The organism is Pseudarthrobacter sp. W1I19 (assembly GCF_030817835.1).
Taxonomy (GTDB): domain Bacteria; phylum Actinomycetota; class Actinomycetes; order Actinomycetales; family Micrococcaceae; genus Arthrobacter.
This window is the reverse complement of the sequence record NZ_JAUSZR010000001.1, coordinates 3,792,347-3,808,089: the sequence shown is the minus strand read 5'-3', so window position 1 is coordinate 3,808,089 and position 15,743 is coordinate 3,792,347. Positions and strand designations below refer to the sequence as shown.

Annotated in this window: 14 protein-coding genes and 1 pseudogene; 4 read left to right on the top strand and 11 right to left on the bottom strand. The window is 66.7% G+C overall.

All coding sequences use genetic code 11. The annotated features are described in order from the left end of the window. Window positions 1-39: 39 nt before the first annotated feature. Window positions 40-648 carry a TetR/AcrR family transcriptional regulator gene (locus tag QF038_RS17485; RefSeq protein ID WP_307611712.1) on the top strand — a complete coding sequence of 203 codons (609 nt, stop codon included), beginning with the start codon at window positions 40-42 and terminating at the stop codon, window positions 646-648. Window positions 649-661: 13 nt separating this feature from the next. On the opposite strand, the gene QF038_RS17480 is transcribed toward QF038_RS17485, so the two are convergent. Then, window positions 662-1,519 (bottom strand): hydroxymethylpyrimidine/phosphomethylpyrimidine kinase, encoded by an 858-nt coding sequence (locus QF038_RS17480; protein ID WP_307611710.1) that lies wholly within the window; start codon window positions 1,517-1,519, stop codon window positions 662-664. A 160-nt stretch (window positions 1,520-1,679) separates the two neighbouring features. Between QF038_RS17480 and QF038_RS17475 the strand changes: the two genes are divergently transcribed. Beyond that, a complete protein-coding gene (locus tag QF038_RS17475) occupies window positions 1,680-2,396 on the top strand; it encodes a queuosine precursor transporter (RefSeq protein ID WP_307611708.1) in 717 nt (238 codons plus the stop codon). Here the strand turns inward: QF038_RS17475 and QF038_RS17470 are convergent, their stop codons facing one another. The 6 genes from QF038_RS17470 to QF038_RS17445 all read right to left on the bottom strand — a co-directional run bounded on the left by QF038_RS17470 (window position 2,397) and on the right by QF038_RS17445 (window position 7,756). Then, a complete protein-coding gene (locus QF038_RS17470; RefSeq protein WP_307611706.1) occupies window positions 2,397-3,146 on the bottom strand; it encodes a dienelactone hydrolase family protein in 750 nt (249 codons plus the stop codon). A 35-nt stretch (window positions 3,147-3,181) separates the two neighbouring features. Beyond that, the gene (tgt, locus tag QF038_RS17465) at window positions 3,182-4,531 is read right to left on the bottom strand and encodes a tRNA guanosine(34) transglycosylase Tgt (RefSeq protein ID WP_307611704.1); all 1,350 of its coding nucleotides are present in this window, start codon (window positions 4,529-4,531) and stop codon (window positions 3,182-3,184) included. A gap of 33 nt (window positions 4,532-4,564) precedes the next feature. Further along, entirely contained in the window at window positions 4,565-5,290 is a 726-nt protein-coding gene (locus QF038_RS17460; protein WP_307611702.1) for an SRPBCC domain-containing protein, read from the bottom strand. A 60-nt stretch (window positions 5,291-5,350) separates the two neighbouring features. Next, the gene (locus QF038_RS17455; RefSeq protein WP_307611700.1) at window positions 5,351-6,385 is read right to left on the bottom strand and encodes a DUF6707 family protein; all 1,035 of its coding nucleotides are present in this window, start codon (window positions 6,383-6,385) and stop codon (window positions 5,351-5,353) included. 87 nt (window positions 6,386-6,472) lie between these two features. Continuing rightward, on the bottom strand, window positions 6,473-7,012 hold the full coding sequence (locus QF038_RS17450; protein ID WP_307611698.1) for an NUDIX hydrolase family protein: 540 nt from the start codon (window positions 7,010-7,012) through the stop codon (window positions 6,473-6,475). A 9-nt stretch (window positions 7,013-7,021) separates the two neighbouring features. Then, window positions 7,022-7,756 (bottom strand): VOC family protein, encoded by a 735-nt coding sequence (locus tag QF038_RS17445; RefSeq protein ID WP_307611696.1) that lies wholly within the window; start codon window positions 7,754-7,756, stop codon window positions 7,022-7,024. A gap of 104 nt (window positions 7,757-7,860) precedes the next feature. Between QF038_RS17445 and QF038_RS17440 the strand changes: the two genes are divergently transcribed. Beyond that, the gene (locus tag QF038_RS17440; protein WP_307611694.1) at window positions 7,861-8,460 is read left to right on the top strand and encodes a YdeI family protein; all 600 of its coding nucleotides are present in this window, start codon (window positions 7,861-7,863) and stop codon (window positions 8,458-8,460) included. 110 nt (window positions 8,461-8,570) lie between these two features. Beyond that, complete coding sequence (locus QF038_RS17435) at window positions 8,571-10,556, top strand: glycoside hydrolase family 32 protein (protein WP_307611692.1); 1,986 nt, start codon at window positions 8,571-8,573, stop codon at window positions 10,554-10,556. A gap of 12 nt (window positions 10,557-10,568) precedes the next feature. Here the strand turns inward: QF038_RS17435 and QF038_RS17430 are convergent. From QF038_RS17430 to QF038_RS17415, 4 genes and pseudogenes are all read right to left on the bottom strand, one after another. Then, window positions 10,569-11,727 (bottom strand): annotated as a pseudogene (locus QF038_RS17430) (ABC transporter ATP-binding protein). Next, window positions 11,724-13,316 (bottom strand): iron ABC transporter permease, encoded by a 1,593-nt coding sequence (locus tag QF038_RS17425; protein WP_307611690.1) that lies wholly within the window; start codon window positions 13,314-13,316, stop codon window positions 11,724-11,726. Before QF038_RS17425 ends, QF038_RS17430 begins: the two are co-directional and overlap by 4 nt. 4 nt (window positions 13,317-13,320) lie before the next feature. Beyond that, the gene (locus QF038_RS17420; protein WP_307611688.1) at window positions 13,321-14,370 is read right to left on the bottom strand and encodes an iron ABC transporter substrate-binding protein; all 1,050 of its coding nucleotides are present in this window, start codon (window positions 14,368-14,370) and stop codon (window positions 13,321-13,323) included. Window positions 14,371-14,532: 162 nt separating this feature from the next. Further along, complete coding sequence (locus QF038_RS17415) at window positions 14,533-15,738, bottom strand: glycoside hydrolase family 76 protein (protein WP_307611686.1); 1,206 nt, start codon at window positions 15,736-15,738, stop codon at window positions 14,533-14,535. Between the last annotated feature and the right edge of the window lie 5 nt (window positions 15,739-15,743).

Here is a 15,743-nt window from a genome sequence, read left to right as displayed (position 1 = left end):
ACTGCAACTACTTAGTTGGAATCGGCGTAGAATGTTGTTATGGCCTGGGACACTGAACGCACCAAAGCGCTGCTGCTGGCTGCTGCCACCGAGGAATTCAGCGAGAAAGGCCTGGCCGGTGCCAGGGTAGACCGGATCGCGGCCGCCGCCGGCGTAAACAAGGAGCGTATCTACCAGTACTTCGGCAAGAAGGATGATCTTTTTGATGCCGTCCTGGCCGCGGAACTGGTCCGGGTGATGACCGAGGTTCCCATCGAGGGGCACGGCGCTGCGGCCGTGGGAGAGTACGCCGCGAGGCTCTTTGACCGTCACACCAAGGACAGTGCTCTGGCGCGGCTGCTGTTCTGGGAAGGTCTGGAGCGCGGCCGCAACACCGTGGACCGTGCCACCCGGGCAGACCATTGTGCCGCCAAGGTGGACCAGATGCTCCGCGTCCTGCCGGGCGTCGACCGGACCGACGCCGCGGACCTTGTTATTACCATCGTGACGCTCTGCGACGGCTGGCCGGTGCTGCCGCAGATCGACGAACTACTGGCTGGCGCCGCACCGGACCGGCTGGAACGCCGTCGGGCCTTCATCGCCCGGACTGCCACGCTCATCGCCGAAGCCCTCCTGGACGAAGCTCCGGTGGCTGCAGCCCGGCCGTAAGGGAGCGGGGAAGCTAGCGCGGTCCGCCCTGCCACAGGGCATCGAACGGCGCGCCCGAGGCCACGCGGTTCCGGATCCCGGCGGTGACAAACGCTTTCGCTGTCCGTGCCGCCTCCAGCGGCGCCGCGCCTTTGGCCAGTTCGGCGGTGACCGCGGCAGCAAGGGAGCACCCTGCGCCGGACACCGCCACCTCGCCCACCTTCTCGGCGCGCAGCACTTCAAGGGTTTCACCGTCATAGAAAACGTCGACGGCGTCCGGGCCTTCCAGCCGCACCCCGCCCTTGGCGAGCACTGCGGCGCCGCTGAGCTCGTGGATGCGGACGGCTGCTGCCTTCAGGGACTCCACGTCCGTGATTTCCAGGCCGGAGAGGGATTCCGCCTCGAAGTGGTTGGGCGTCACGAAGGTGGCCAGCGGAAGGATCTGCGCCTTCAGCGCCTGGTCGGTGTCCAGGGCGTGTCCCGGCTCCTGGCCCTTGCAGATCAGCACCGGGTCCAGCACCACAGTGCGGAACCGGCCGCCCGCGAGGGCGCCCGCCACAGTGCTGATGGTGGCCGGGCTGCCCAGCATGCCGATCTTCACGGTGTCCAGCACGGACGGCGCGCCCGACGACGCGCCGTACGCCGCCGTCGTCGCCTCCAGCTGGTCGGCGATCACCTGCTGGTCCACCGGCACGAAGCGGTGGTTCCAGCTGTCGTTCGGGTTGAAGGACACGATGCAGGTCAGGTTGGCAATGCCAAAGACCCCCAGCTCCTGGAAGGTCTTCAGGTCGGCCTGCGCGCCGGCACCGCCGGTGGCTTCGGAGCCCGCGATCGTCAGGACGACGGCGGGAGCGGCTGCGGGGGACTGGACATCGGTGGAAACGGAAGTCATGGCACCATCCTGCCATCCGCCGTCGGCCGCCGGCTTTGTTTGTCTGAACAGCGCCTTGAGCAGGGCCCGTTCAATGGGACAATGGGGCGGACAGTGCTAATACAGCCGGCCGCCCCATTCATTCCCGGGCCCCGAGCGAACCACTACGAACGGAATCCCCATGCCCCCAGCCCCAGGCCAGAACGCCGTGCCCCAAACCGCTCATGCCGGCAGCGGCGCAAGGTTCGCTTCCATCGGTTCCCCCTACTTCGGGATCATGCTGGCGGTGATGGCCGTGGTGCTGATCCTGTCCAACATCGGTGCGTCGAAGGGTGTGGCGATCGGCCCCATCATTACCGACGGCGGCTTCTTCCTGTTCCCGCTGGCATACATCCTGGGCGACGTCATCAGCGAGGTCTACGGCTTCAAGGTGGCCCGCAAAGCTATCTTCACCGCCTTCGCGCTGTCCGTCTTCGCGTCCCTCTGCTACTGGGTGATCATCGCCCTGCCCGGCTTCGACGACGAGTACGGAATGTCCAAGCAGGCCGCGCTGGAAGGCGCCCTGGGCCCCGTTCCCCAGATTGTGCTCGCCTCGCTGCTGGCGTTCCTCGCCGGGCAGACCATCAACTCCTGGATCCTGGTGAAGATGAAGGCCCGCTCCGGCGAGAAGTCCCTGTGGGCGCGGCTGATGGGCTCCTCGGGTGCCGGTGAATTCGTGGACACCCTGATCTTCTGCAGCATCGCCGCCTCCGTCATCGGCATCACCGACTTCGGCACGTTCGTGAACTACGTGGTGGCGGGCTTCGTGTACAAGACCCTGGTGGAGTTCATTTTTGTGCCGGTCACTTCCCTGGTGATCGGCTGGGTCAAAAAGCGCGAACCGAGCTACGGCGCGTAGCTAGCCCTTGAGGGTGGCGTCGAGCAGCGCCCGCAGCTCCCGGAAGTGACGCTCCGTGGCCTCGGCGTGGAAGGCCGAGGTGTCCGCCATGGAATAGCCGTGGGAGGCTCCGGGGTAGATCTCGTTGGACGCCTCAAGGCCCGCCGACTGGAGCGCCTCGCCCAGCCGGGCTACGGCGTCGGGAGACATGCTCGGGTCATGGTCGGCGTGGCCGAAGACAAACCGGGCGCGGGCGTGGGCAAGTCCGAGGTGGGGGCTGTCCGGAGCGTCGGTGGCCAGTCCCCCGCCATGGAATCCAGCGCAGGCTGCCACCACATCCGGCCGTGCCGTGGCGGTGCGGACGGCCAGCCTGGCTCCCATGCAGTAGCCGAAGGCGCCGATCGGACCCGGCGCTACGCCGTCGAGCCCGCCGAGCGCCTTGACCCACGCGTCAACGTCAGCCACTGCCCTGTCCGCAGTGAGCCGCCCCACCCGCGGGAAGGCGGCCTTGCCGGCGGTTTCCCTGCCCTCCGGCGTGGTCATGTCCGTTACGGGAGCGAGCTCGGCAGCCTTGCCTTCGCGGTAGAAGACGTTCGGTGCCAGGACGATATAGCCCCAATCGGCCACCCGCTGGGCCATGTCCTGGATGCGGGGGCGCAGGCCGAACGCGTCCATGTAGAGGATGACGCCGGGAAAGGGGCCGGTGCCGGTGGAGGGACGCGCCACCTGGGCTTGGGCGGTGCCTTCTGCGGCGGGGATCTCTATGGGCATGGGGTCAGGATATCGGAACCGGCGGGGGCGCATGCCTAGGAGTAATACTGGCCCAGCGTCTCGGCCTTGAACTCGAAGAAGGTGCCGGATTCGATGGCCAGCCGGGCGTCATCCACCATTTTCACCACGAACCGCTCGTTGTGGATGGAGATCAGGGTGGCGGAGAGCATCTCCTTGGCCTTGAACAGGTGGTGGATGTAGGCCCGTGAGTAATGCGTGCAGGTGTAGCAGTCGCAGCCGTCCTGGAGCGGGCCGAAATCGCGCTTGTACTTGGCGCCGGAAAGGTTGAAGCGGCCCTGCGGCGTGTAGAACGCAGAGTTGCGGGCCACCCGGGTGGGGGAGACGCAGTCGAAGGTGTCAGCGCCGTTTTCGATGGCAGTGAAGATATCGTCCGGTTCGGAGATGCCCAGCAGGTGGCGCGGTTTGTCCTCGGGCAGCTCCTCGTTGCACCACCGGACAATGGTGCCCAGGTTCTCCTTCTCGAGGGCTCCGCCGATGCCGAATCCGTCAAACGGCATGGCGCCGAGGTCCCGGCACGCCTTCCGGCGCAGGTCCTCGTACTGGGCGCCCTGGATCACGCCGAACAGGGCCTGGTACGGCTTTCCCACCCGCGAGCCGGTCAGCCGGAAGTGCTCCGTGATGCACCGCTCCGCCCACAGCCGCGTGCGCTCCAGCGACTCCTCCTGGTAGCCGCGGGAGTTCTGCAGGGTAGTCAGCTCGTCAAAGGCGAACATGATGTCCGCACCGATCTGATGCTGGACCTGCATCGAGATTTCGGGGGAGAAACGGTGTTTATCGCCGTTCAGGTGCGATTTGAACCAGACGCCGTCGTCGTCGATGTGGGCCAGGCGCTCCTTGCCGGGGGCAACGGCGTCGTCGGGAACAGCCGCGTCCGCGGAAGAAACAGTTTTCATGTCGATGACCTTCTTGAACCCCGACCCCAGGCTCATCACCTGGAATCCGCCCGAGTCCGTGAAAGTGGGCCCGGACCAGTTCATAAAGGCACCCAGGCCCCCGGCCTCATCGAGGATGTCCGCCCCGGGCTGCAGATACAGGTGGTACGCGTTGGCCAGCAGGGCCTGCGCACCAAGGTCCGCCATGGATTCGGGCAGGACGGCCTTCACCGTGGCCTTTGTCCCCACAGCGATAAACGCGGGCGTCCGGATTTCACCGTGGGGCGTGGTGATGGTGCCGGTGCGGCCCAGGAATTCCCCGCCGTTGGCCGAAACCTGGGCTGCGGACGGCGGGCACGCCTCCGCGAGGCGGGAACCCAGGCGGAAGCCGAACTCGGACTGCCGGGACAACGCGCCATGCAGCGCGGTTTCCCCGGCGGGGGCAGCCGCCGGGGCAGAAGGGGACGAAGCGGAAGCAGGGTTGGCTGGCACCGTACCAGTGTGCCAGCAAATGGGGCTGGCTCCTCAGCTCACCGGTTCCGCTGTGGGGTAGTTCTCAGCCCGCCAGGAGTCCCAGGACGAGCGGATCGCATCGACCCTGGCCGCGCCCAGGTCGTAGGTGGAAATAATGACCAGCGAGCCGCCCTCGGGCCGGACATCGGCAATCTTTGGCTGGTCGGCCACAATCAACAGGCCGTCGCCATGCTCCGCGTAGCTGTGGACGGTGAGCCCCACCTGGTGGTTGCTCCGGTACCAGACCTTCCCGGAGATCTCCTCGCCGGTGGGCAAGGTCAGCGTGTACTCCTTGCCCGGGGCAGGAACGTCCGAAAGGCCGAGTTTTTCGACCGCCGAACCCGGGCCGCCGGGCACCTGGAGGAACAGGGTATGGCGCTTGCCGTGTGGATGGCGTTCGAGGGCAAAGCGGAGCTGCTGCAGGAAGGTCAGCCAACCTTGGGTGATGTCTTCATCCCAGGCGGCCCATTCCGAATTATGGTCCAGCGCTGCCCGGGTGATGCTGACGCGCGTCCCGTTCGGCTCCGGGTGGAGCTCGAAGACGTCGCCGCCGTGCACTGTGAAGCTGGTGTGGTCCGGCGACTCCTCCTCGTCCCCTGAGAAGTAGATCTGCTTGATCTCGGCGTCCAGGTCCTCGGCCTGCCAGCCGTGCCATTGGGCCACCTTGGACGGTTCGCGCAGCATCGTCCAGACCTGCGGCGCGTCAGCATTGATCACAACGCTCAGATTGTTAGTCATAGCCCCGAATGTACAATCCCTGCCCGACGCCGGGTAGGGGGTATTTGTCCACCCTGGAGTTCAGGAGCGGACGGCCTCAAGTTCGTTGCTGATGCGGCGCTCGAGCTCTCCGGGCAGGATGGTCTCCGAACCTCCGTGTGCCCGCAGGAACAACAGGGATTCGAGCCGCAGCAGCCGCCATTCGCGCTCTGCATCGTGGTTGGCGTTATCGATGGACCGGAAAATTTCCTTGTCATACAGGTTGGGCTCGTTGAGCGAGCGCTGCCGCACCTTGGCGGCCATCCGGGCCTTGAAGGGGTCCGTTTCCTGGTTTTCCGGGGTGCGGAGCAGCTTTTCGTAGACCTCGGCCCGCGCTTCCTGGCCGTTCTGCCGGCAGATGTAGCTGGACAGAGCCAAGGAGGCTTCCACGGAGGCCCACCGGCCCGGGTTCCCGTCATAAGGCAGGACGTTGAGCAGGTCCGCGACGGCCAGGGAACCGTCCGCATCCTTGAGGGTGATGAAGAGCTCGTGGGCGAGGTCGCTAAGGTCTTTCAGGCAGCTGCCGGACTTGAAGTTGACCCCCTTCGCCAGCCGGTCGGCCAGCAGCAGCACGCCTTCCGCATCCGGGTGGGCTTCGGCCGCGGCTTCCACCACAGATTCCGGCGTCCCCTTCGGCGCCGGGATCAGGGCCAGTTCCTCCTCGCCTGGGCCGGTGGCCGCCGGCGGGACGGCAGGCAGGGGTGGCACGACGACGGCGGGAGCCGCAGGTGCCCCAGCCGGCTCTCCGCCGGGCTGCTTCAGCCCGGCCTCCTTAACGGGTCCCGTTTCCCCGGCGGTGCCGGCCACCCCGGCGGGGATGGCCTGCAGCGGAAGCTGGGTGACGCCGTCGAGCACTGCGTCCACCACCGTCACCGACGTGCCCACGGCGATGCGCAAGGTGCCTCCGCCGGACAGGCTGGCGAGGACCAGCGCGGGCGCGCCGAAATCGTCCTGCTCAAGCTCAACCTGGCGGATTTCCGCTGTCCGCTCACCGTCCGGCAGCAGGATGTGGCTGCCGGTGGTCAGAGATCCAGCCTGCTGTTCGCTGTAGTTCCGGGCGGCTGGTGTTTCGGTCATGGGAGTCCTTAAGTTCTCTTGCGGTCCGCCCTACAGTCTACAAAGGAGGGCACCGGAAGTCGGGGACGCCGGGTGCTGCCGAGGGTGTCAGAACCCTACGCCCGCGAAGGCCAGCGCCTGCCGGATCAGGCCGCCGCGCCCGCCGGTGAACTCCATCTGAACGCCGGGGCTCAGGACTTCCGCGGGGGTCATCCAGGTCAGCTCCAGGGCGTCCTGGCGCGGTTCGCATTCGCCCGTCACCGGGATGACGTAGGCCAGGGACACGGCGTGTTGCCGCTCATCGGTGAAGCCGGTCTGGGACGGGGCAGGAAAGTACTCCGCCACCGTGAAGGGAACGGGGCTGATGGGCAGCTGCGGGAACGCCAGCGGGCCAAGGTCCTTTTCCATGTGCCGGAGAAGGGCTGCCCGGATGGTTTCGCGGTAGATGACGCGCCCGGACACCAGCGAACGGACCATGGTGCCGTCCTCGTCGGCCTGGAGCAGGGTTCCCACTTCGTTGACGAAACCCAGCGGATCGAGCCGGACCGGCACAGCCTCCACGTACACCATGGGCAGCCGCCCGCGCGCCTCAAAAAGGTCTTCTTCGGAGAGCCAGCCGGGATTCGGGTCAGGTGTGCGCACGTTCATGCTTAAGTTCTACCCCATGGGACGGTGCCCAGAGACCCACACCGCGGCCGGCACGTGGTCCGCGCCGGACCCGGCATCCGGATTGGCCACGTGGAGAGTGCTGCCAAAGGCCTCCTCCGTCACCGTTGCCTCAAACCCCGCGGAGGCGAGGCGTGCCCGCAATGGTTCCAGGCCGCCGTCGTACTCAAAACCCAAGCCGGACCGGGGCGGACCCGCGGCCGGACGCACCAGAAGCACCCCTCCGTTTTTGGCCGTGAAATCGGCGGTTTCGTCCGCGTCGGGAACGGGGCGCGGACGGGCGCCAACATGCTGCAGGGTCCGGCTTGCCGAGGCGGGATCCTCCGTAAACCACACGCCAACGACCGCCAGGGCCGGGTCAGCATCGACGCACAGGGCCATGTGGACGGCTTTGTCAGCCAGGAAAGTGAATCCGTCCGGTGCGGTGATCCGGCAGGTTTCGCCGTGGCCCGCCGTGATGATTTCCGCGGGGTTGGTTCCAACATCCTGGGCTGAGAGGTTGGTGCGGCGGGCGAACTCCGCAAGGTCGCCCACCTCCACTGCGAACGCGGTGGTTCCGTCCTCGGCTGCTCCGTCCGGCACGGCGTGGAGGGCAAGGCGGCCCGAACCCGCGTCGAAGACCTGCCACCCGGGCTCGTTTTCGCTGCGGACCATGCCCAACTCGGTGAGCAGCAGCTCCCAGACATCGGTCCTGGACGTGAAATGGAGCGGACGGACACGCAGCATGGTCTTTCCTCTTGTTCGGTGAAGCGGGCGTAAGGCCATGGTGCCACGCCGGGTGTCCGCCGGGGAGGGGTTGTGCCCTCGCGGGTCACAGGCAGAATAGGGCCATGGCCGTTGAACTCGAGGAACTGCTGGTGCCGGACGCCGCCGCGTGGCGTGGCTGGCTGGAGGAGAACCACAAGACCAGCCCCGGCGTGTGGCTGGTGCTGCACAAAAAGGGCGGGCAGGTAACGGCGCTGGACTATGCGGCTGCGCTGGATGAGGCGCTGTGCTTCGGCTGGATCGACGGCCAGGGCAAGAGCCGGGACGCAGAAACTTCCTTGCAGCGGATGACGCCCCGGGGTCCCAAAAGCCCGTGGTCCGCCCGGAACGTGGGCCATGTGGCCCGGTTGGACGCTGAGGGCCGGATGACAGACGCCGGCTGGGCAGCCGTGAACGCCGCCAAGGAAGACGGCCGCTGGGACAAAGCGTATGACGGGCAGGCCACGGCCGAGGTTCCAGCAGATCTGGCGGCCGCCATCGCCGCCGTTCCGGCCGCCCAGGCGATGTTCGACGTCCTCACCAAAACCAACCGCTTCGCCCTGATCTACCGGACCAACTCGGTGAAGCAGGCTGCCACCCGCGAACGGAAAATTGCCGGGTTCGTTGAGATGCTGGCCCGCGGCGAGGCGCCGTACCCGCAGAAGAAGCGGCCTGCCGGGATGTAACAGTAATTGGGTCCTGGCCTTTGAACGGGTAGGGTTGATGGTTCACTTGCGCTGATGCCGCCTCCTCATCCGGGGGCGGCATTTGTGTGTTCGGCGACGGAACGATACCCATGATCCGCAAACCCTTCAAAATTTCCAGCCGCACTTTCCGGGGCCGCCCCTTGTGGTGGGCTGTCGCGGCAGCCGCTGCCGCCCTGGTGGTGGTCCTCTCCCTGGTCCTGTCCGGCAACGCCGGCTCCGGGGCAGGCGCCAAAGCCGGCCGGGTCCTTGGCAGCGTCGCAGCTGCCCAGGCCGCCGCCCGGGAGCAGACCGGTGCCTACGCCTCGCTGTGGCTAAAGGGTAACGACCGCACGCTGGCGGACCACGGAAAGGACGTACCGGCGGAGGGCGCGGAGGATGTCCGCAGCATCGAGTGCGGCACCGGCTGGCTGGCTGGGGTCCGGGTGGACGGCCAGGTTTTCCTGCGCAGCAGCACAGCCGACGCCGTGCGGCAGGATCCGGGGTCCGGGCAGCTTCCGGAATGCATCAGTTCCGAAGCCCGGGATGCCCTGCTCGCGGACCTGGGCGAGGAACGGACCTGGCCTGCGGCCGATGCGGCCCAACTGGAGGCTCCTGCCGGGAACCCCGGGTACCGCCCGCTCTACCACCTCACCCCCGGGCAGCGGTGGATGAACGATCCGCAGCGCCCGTTCTACCTGGACGGCCTGTGGCATTACTACTACCTCTACAACGCCGACTACCCGGAAGGGAACGGCACCGAGTGGTTCCACGCCACCAGCGCGGACCTGGTCCACTGGAAGAACGAGGGCGTGGCCATCCCCAAGTTCCGTAACGGGCTGGGGGACATTGAAACCGGGTCGGCCGTCGTGGACACCGAAGGCACTGCCGGCTTCGGCAAAGGCGCGGTGGTGGCGATCCTCACCCAGCAGCACGACGGCGTCCAGCGCCAATCCCTGTTTTACTCCACGGACAACGGGTACAGCTTCACCAGCTACGACGGGAATCCCGTGATGGAGAATCCCGGCGCGGAGCATTGGCGCGATCCCCGGATCGTGCGGGACGAGGCCAACAACCAGTGGCTGATGCTGCTTGCCGAGGGCCACAAAATCGGCTTCTACACGTCGCAGGACCTGAAGCAGTGGAAGTACGTATCCGGCTTTGAGCGCGAGGGCCTGGGCATCCTCGAATGCCCGGACTTCTTCCAGCTGGACATCGACGGTGATCCCTCCCGGCGGACCTGGGTGCTGGCTGCCAGTGCCAACGGCGCCGCGGAAGGCCGGAGCACCGGGCTGGCGTACTGGACGGGAAGCTGGGACGGCAAGGGATTCAGGGCAGACGGTGACCACCAATGGCTCGACGCCGGATCGGACTTCTACGCCGCCGTGACCTGGGACGACCCGCGGCTGACCGACGGGCAGCGCAAGTCCTCCCGGCACGCGATCGGGTGGATGAACAACTGGGCCTACGCCCGCGAGCTGCCCACCAAGGACTGGTTCGGCGCGGCGTCGGTGGTGCGGGACATCCGGCTGGAGTCCGACGGCGGGCGGCCGGCTTTGGTGTCCACGCCCACCCCTGCCCTCAAGTCCTTGGAGGGTGCCCCGACGCAGATTCCGGCGGGAATGCTCCGGGAGGGGTCTGGCGAGGCGCTGTCCGTTCCGGCCAGCGGAGCGTTCAAGGTGGATGTTGAACTTGGGACGCCGGAATCGGGGACGGGCGAAGCCCGTGTGCTCCTGCAAAGCGGCGGCAGGACGTATGCCACTGTTGGCTATGACTTTGCGACTGGCAAAGCTTTTGTTGCCAGGGACGGCGACGATGTTGCCGGCGGGCCGCGTCCTGACCCAGGCAGCGATAAAGCCGCGGGGCGCGACACGTACCGTCAGATCCAGGCATCAGATGACGGTCCGGGAAGGGCCGCCGTCCGCCTGACGGCCTATGTAGACAGGTCCTCGGTGGAAGTTTTTGTGGATGGTGGCAGGCAGAGCCTCACCTCACTCGTCTTCCCGCCGTCGGGAGCCAAAGAGGTGCGCCTCACCGCGGCGGGAGGCCGCGTGGGCGTCAACAGCGGCACGGTTACACCGCTCGCGGGAATTCGCTGAGGCGCAGCGCGGTCAGGGTTCGACGGGGAAGGCTACGCCTTCGCCTACCACCCGCAGGCACAGCTCCATTCCGGGCCGTGCGATGGAAGCGTTCCAGTGCCGGATGGTGATGATCTCGCCGCCGCCCGGGTAGCGGTGGTCTGCGCGGCCGGCAAGTTCGGGGGGAAGCGCCAGCTTCAGCCGCACGGTGGTTTCCGGGCCGAAGTAGTCTGTGTCCACCACAACGCCGCGGATGGGGCTGTCCTCGGCAATCCGGATCTGTTCGGGCCGGAGCATCAGCTGCACCCGGCCCTGGGCAGGCGGCCGGCGGACAGGGATGCCGCCCAGGGAACACGTGGCCAGGGAACCTTCCATCCAGGCGTCGAGGATGACGGCGTCTCCCAGGAACTCTGCGGTGGCGCGGTCGGCCGGGCGGGTGTACACCACAAAGGGGTTGCCTGTCTGGGCCAGTTTCCCGCCGCGCATCACCGCCACCTGATCGGCGAAGGACAGTGCCTCGGCCTGGTCGTGGGTTACCAGGATGGTGGTGACGCCCGTTTTCGGCCAGGACCTGGGCCACAGCCCTGCGGGTGGCTACCCGGAGGCCGGCATCAAGGGCGGAAAACGGCTCATCGAGGAGCATCAGTTCGGGCTCGCGTGCCAGCGCGCGGGCAAGGGCCACCCGCTGCTGCTGCCCGCCGGAAAGCTGGTGCGGGCGGCGCTTTGCCATTTCCGGATCCAGGGACACCATCTCCAGCAGTTCACCCACCCTGCCGGCGACGCCGCGGCGGCCTTTGGGGAGCTTCGCCGGATCCAGTCCAAACGCCACGTTCTGGGCCACCGTCAGGTGCGGGAAGAGTGCCCCGTCCTGCGCCACATAGCCGATCTTCCGCTTATGCGCCGGCACCCAGACACCATCGCCGGCCACCGTGCTGCCGTTCAGCGCGATGCTGCCGGCCAGCGGGTGCTCGAAGCCCGCTATCAGCCGCAGGAGCGTGGTTTTGCCCGATCCGGAGGGACCAACGATTGCCGTGGTTCCGCCCTTGGCCACCGAAAGGTTCACCCCCCGCAGGACGTCCTGCGAGCCGAAGTTCTTGGTGACACCCGCGATCTCCAGGTGCGTGTTGGTGCTGGCTGCCACGGACGGGGCGATCCTTGGCTCCGGCAGCCGTGAGGTGGATTGTGCTGTCACTGTCCGGCCACTTTCTTGGACTGTTGGAAAAGGAGGTACGTCATGGGTGCCGAGAGCAGGATCATCAGCAGCGCATAGGGCGCGGCTCCCGCGTAGTCGATCTCGCTGCTCTTGCTCCAGAACTCGGTGGCCAGGGTGCGCGTCCCGTTAGGGGACAGCAGCAGCGTGGCGGTGAGCTCGTTGGTGATGGCAAGGAAAACCAGGGCGGCGCCGCCGGCAGCGGCAGGCGCGGTCAGCCGCAGGGTGACCTGGAGGAACGCGGCCAGCGGCGGCTTGCCCAGGGACTGCGCAGCCTCATCCAGCTCCTTGGGTGCCTGGGCCAGCCCTGCCCGCAGGCTCACCAGGGCGCGCGGGAGGAACAACAGCACGTAGGCCGCCACCAGTACGCCGGCGGTCTGGTAGATGCCCGGAACCACACGGATGCTAACGGTGACAAAGGCCAGGCCCACCACGATGCCAGGCATTGAGCTGGTGACGTAGTTGGAGAGCTCCAGGGACTTGCTGAACCAGCTGGGGTGGCGGACGGCGAGGTAGGCCATCGGAAACCCCACAACCGCGGTGGCGGCCGCGCCCGCAAGCCCATAGGCCAGGGTTGTGGTGAGGGCGGGAAGGAACTCCGCAGCCGCCCATACGGGCGCGCCTCCCAGGGCAGTCCAGCGCAGGACGAAGAACAGGGGAAGCCCCACGGCAAGCAGGGTCAGTGCCAGCAGGAAAGTCTGCGCGGGAAGCTGGTATCCGCGAAGCGGCAGCCGCAGGGCCTTGGCCTGCGCCCCGGGCCCCACGCGGGCGTATCTGGCCGAGCCGCGGCTGCGGACTTCGGCCAGCAGCAGGAGCAGGCAAAAGAACACCAGGACGCTGGCCAGCATGTTGCCCGCGGCGCCGTTGAACGTGGACTGGTACTGCACCATGATCGCGGTGGTAAAGGTATCGAAGCGGATCATGGCGAATGCCCCGTACTCAGCCAGCAGGTGCAGCCCCACCAGCAGGGCGCCGCCGGTCATGGCTATGCGGAGCTGCGGGAGTACCACCCGGAAGAACGTGGCCCAGTTGCCCAGGCCCAGCGCCGCCGCCGACTGCTCGATGGCGGGGTCCAGCCGGCTCAGGGACGCGGCAGCAGGAATGTACACCAGGGGAAAGTAGGAGAGCGTCGCAATGAGGACGCCGGAGCCCAGGCCGCCCAGGGACGGCACCGCCGAGACCCAGCCGTAGCTGTTGACGAAGGCCGGAATGGCCAGCGGGGCGGCCAGGAGCACTGCCCAGATCCGGTGCCCGCGCAGCGTTGTGCGTTCCACCAGCCAGGCGCCGGCCACCCCCAGGAGCAGGCACAGCGGCACCGTAATGACGGTGAGCAGCAGCGTGTTAAGCAGCAGTTCGAGCACCCTTGGCCGGAAAATCAGGCCGACGGCGGTGTCCCACCCGGTTGCCGCGGTCATGTATGCCACGTACCCCAGGGGCACGAGGGAGAAGACGGCGATCAGTACGGCCAGGACGGACACCGCTGAAACGCCGAAAGGCGGGCGGGGCTGCTTGCCCCGGCCCGCCGTCGTCGTGCCCTTCCCTGATGGGGGAGCCGATAGATCGGTGCTCACGGTATTAGAGGAGTCCGGCCTTGGTCATCAGATCGGTGACCTTCGTGGAGTTCAGCTTGGCTGCATCAACCGCCGGGGCCTGCAGGTCCTTGATGGGAACCAGTTTGTCGTTGGCGGCAACCTCCGACGCAATGGCGTACTCGAAGGAAGTGCCGTTCTTCAGGACCTCCTGGCCCTTCTTGCCGGTGATGAACTTCAGGAACTGCTGGGCAGCTTCGGCGTTCTTGGAGGACTTCAGCACGCCGCCGCCAGAGACGGACAGGAAGGCGCCCGGGTCCTGGTTCTTGAAGTAGTACGGAGCGACGTTCTGCGAGTTCTCGCCGGTCTTGGCCTGGTCACCGTAGTAGTAGTAGTGGTAGATGAGGGCTGCATCCACTTCACCGGCGTTGACTGCCTTCATGGCCGTGCTGTTGCCCTTGTAGGCCTTGAAGTTTTCCTTCATGCCCTTGAGCCATTCCTCAGTGGCGGCCTCGCCCTTGAGTTCGAGCAGTGCCGAAACGATGGCCTGGAAGTCGGCGCCGGTGGGCGAAGCAGCCCACCTGCCCTTCCACTCCGGGTTGGCCAGGTCAAGCATGGACTTGGGGAGCTTGTCCTCGGTGAGCTTGTTCTTGTCGTACACCAGGACGGTGGAGCGGGCGGCGATGCCGGTCCACTTGCTGGTGGAGGGAACGAACTCTGCGGGCACCTGCTCGAGGGTTTCTTTGTCAACATCGGCAAAGAGGCCCGCGTTTTCGACCTGCGTCATGGCAGGGGAGTTCTCAGTGAGGAACACATCCGCCGGGGACGCGGCGCCTTCCTGGATGATCTGGTTGGACAGCTCAGTGTCCGAGCCCTGGCGCATGGTGACCTTGATGCCGGTCTCGGCCGTGAAGGCGTCGATCCATTCCTTGGTCAGGCTCTCGTGCTGGGCGTTGTATACGGTGATGCCGCCGGACTCTGCTGCTTCAGATGTTCCAGTGGCTGCGGGGGTGCCACTGCCGCCACAGGCGGACAGGCCAAGGGCGGCGCTGGCGGCGAGTGCGATGCCGGCCAGGGCGCGGTTGCGGATCTTCATTAAGGAGCTGCTTTCTGGGGAAAAGTCTCGGGGAACGAAGCCCCCATGGGCTTTCGGAGAAGATGCCCACGCAAGGAACTGTAGGGTAGGCAAACCTAAGAATATAGCCGGAAGTGGCTATTTGTGACGAGGCTCTCAAAAATTACGTGACTATGGCGTGACTTAATTCCGGAAGCTTGGCTCCACTGACGCCGCCGCTTCCAGCGTCATCCACGCCTGGAGCTGGGTGGAAAGTTCCACGGCGTTGCCGGGCGGGTACAAACGCTCCGCCGCCCGGTCCGCATGCATCGAAAAAATGCTTGCAGAATGTCCGGGACTGCCGGCCTCGGTGCCGTCCACGTGGCGCCGTCCGGTCCAAAAAGCCGCTGCTGTATTCCTGACCAGCCCCGCCGCTGCTTCCCGAGTGCCCGCCGGCAGCCGGCTGTCTGCAGCAGCCAGCGCCAGGTACCGGCACAGGATCCCGGTGAAGAGCCCGCCGTCGCCCGCTCCTTCACAGCGAAGGACCGGCCCGGCCCCGCCTGATTCACCTGCCGGAACAGTCAGGCGGCGCTCCACCGCCGCCACCAGTGCAGCTGCCCTGGCAAGGTTCGCGTCACCGCCCAGCTCAAGGAGCGCGCCCAGGACCGGGCCCTGGTTGTAGGTATAGACGGCCTGCTCGATCACCACATTCCCGTCCGGGCCCAGCCGGGCACCGTCGAGGTACAGGCCCTGCTCCTTGTCGAAGAGGGTCGCGTCCAGCCAGTCCAGCAGCTGCTGCGCCTTGGTCCGCTGCCCCGTGCGGGCATAGAAGAGGGCGACGGGTGCGGTGGCAGGGGTGTTCTTGAAATCGCGTTTCTTGCTCCAATAGGAACCGCCGCCCAGGTCATCGGTGCACGCGGCATCGAACTGAAGGGTGAGCGTCCTGCGGACGGCCTCGTTGCGCCGGCGCCCAGGCCGGCGCGTCTCCTCCGCGAGTGTGTCCAGCCGGAGGGTGGCCAGGGCAAGCCAGGCCATGTCGTCGTAGTAATTGTTGACGAACGTCAGGGCGTTGCGCAGCCGGATCCCGGTCACCAGCCGGGAAGCGAGCCTGCCGGCGCTGGTATGCTCCGGGCCGTTGAACCTTGCGGCAGGGGTGGCACCGCTGCCCAGTTCCCGCCGGCCCGCATCCACCAGGCAGTCAACATAGTGGGCCTGCCACCAGTAGTGCCAGGGCTGGAGCAGCTTGCCTTTCACGTCGACGCGCCAGCCGGGGACGGGCCACTGAACGGCACCAAGATGTGTGCCCGGCAAGAAGAACAGCCTCCTGCCAAAGAGCGCTGTGACTGACCGTGCGGCCTCGTTGGCTCTTTCGTGCCAGTCAACGGGAGTGGAAGCATCCGCGGAAGTCATGGCAA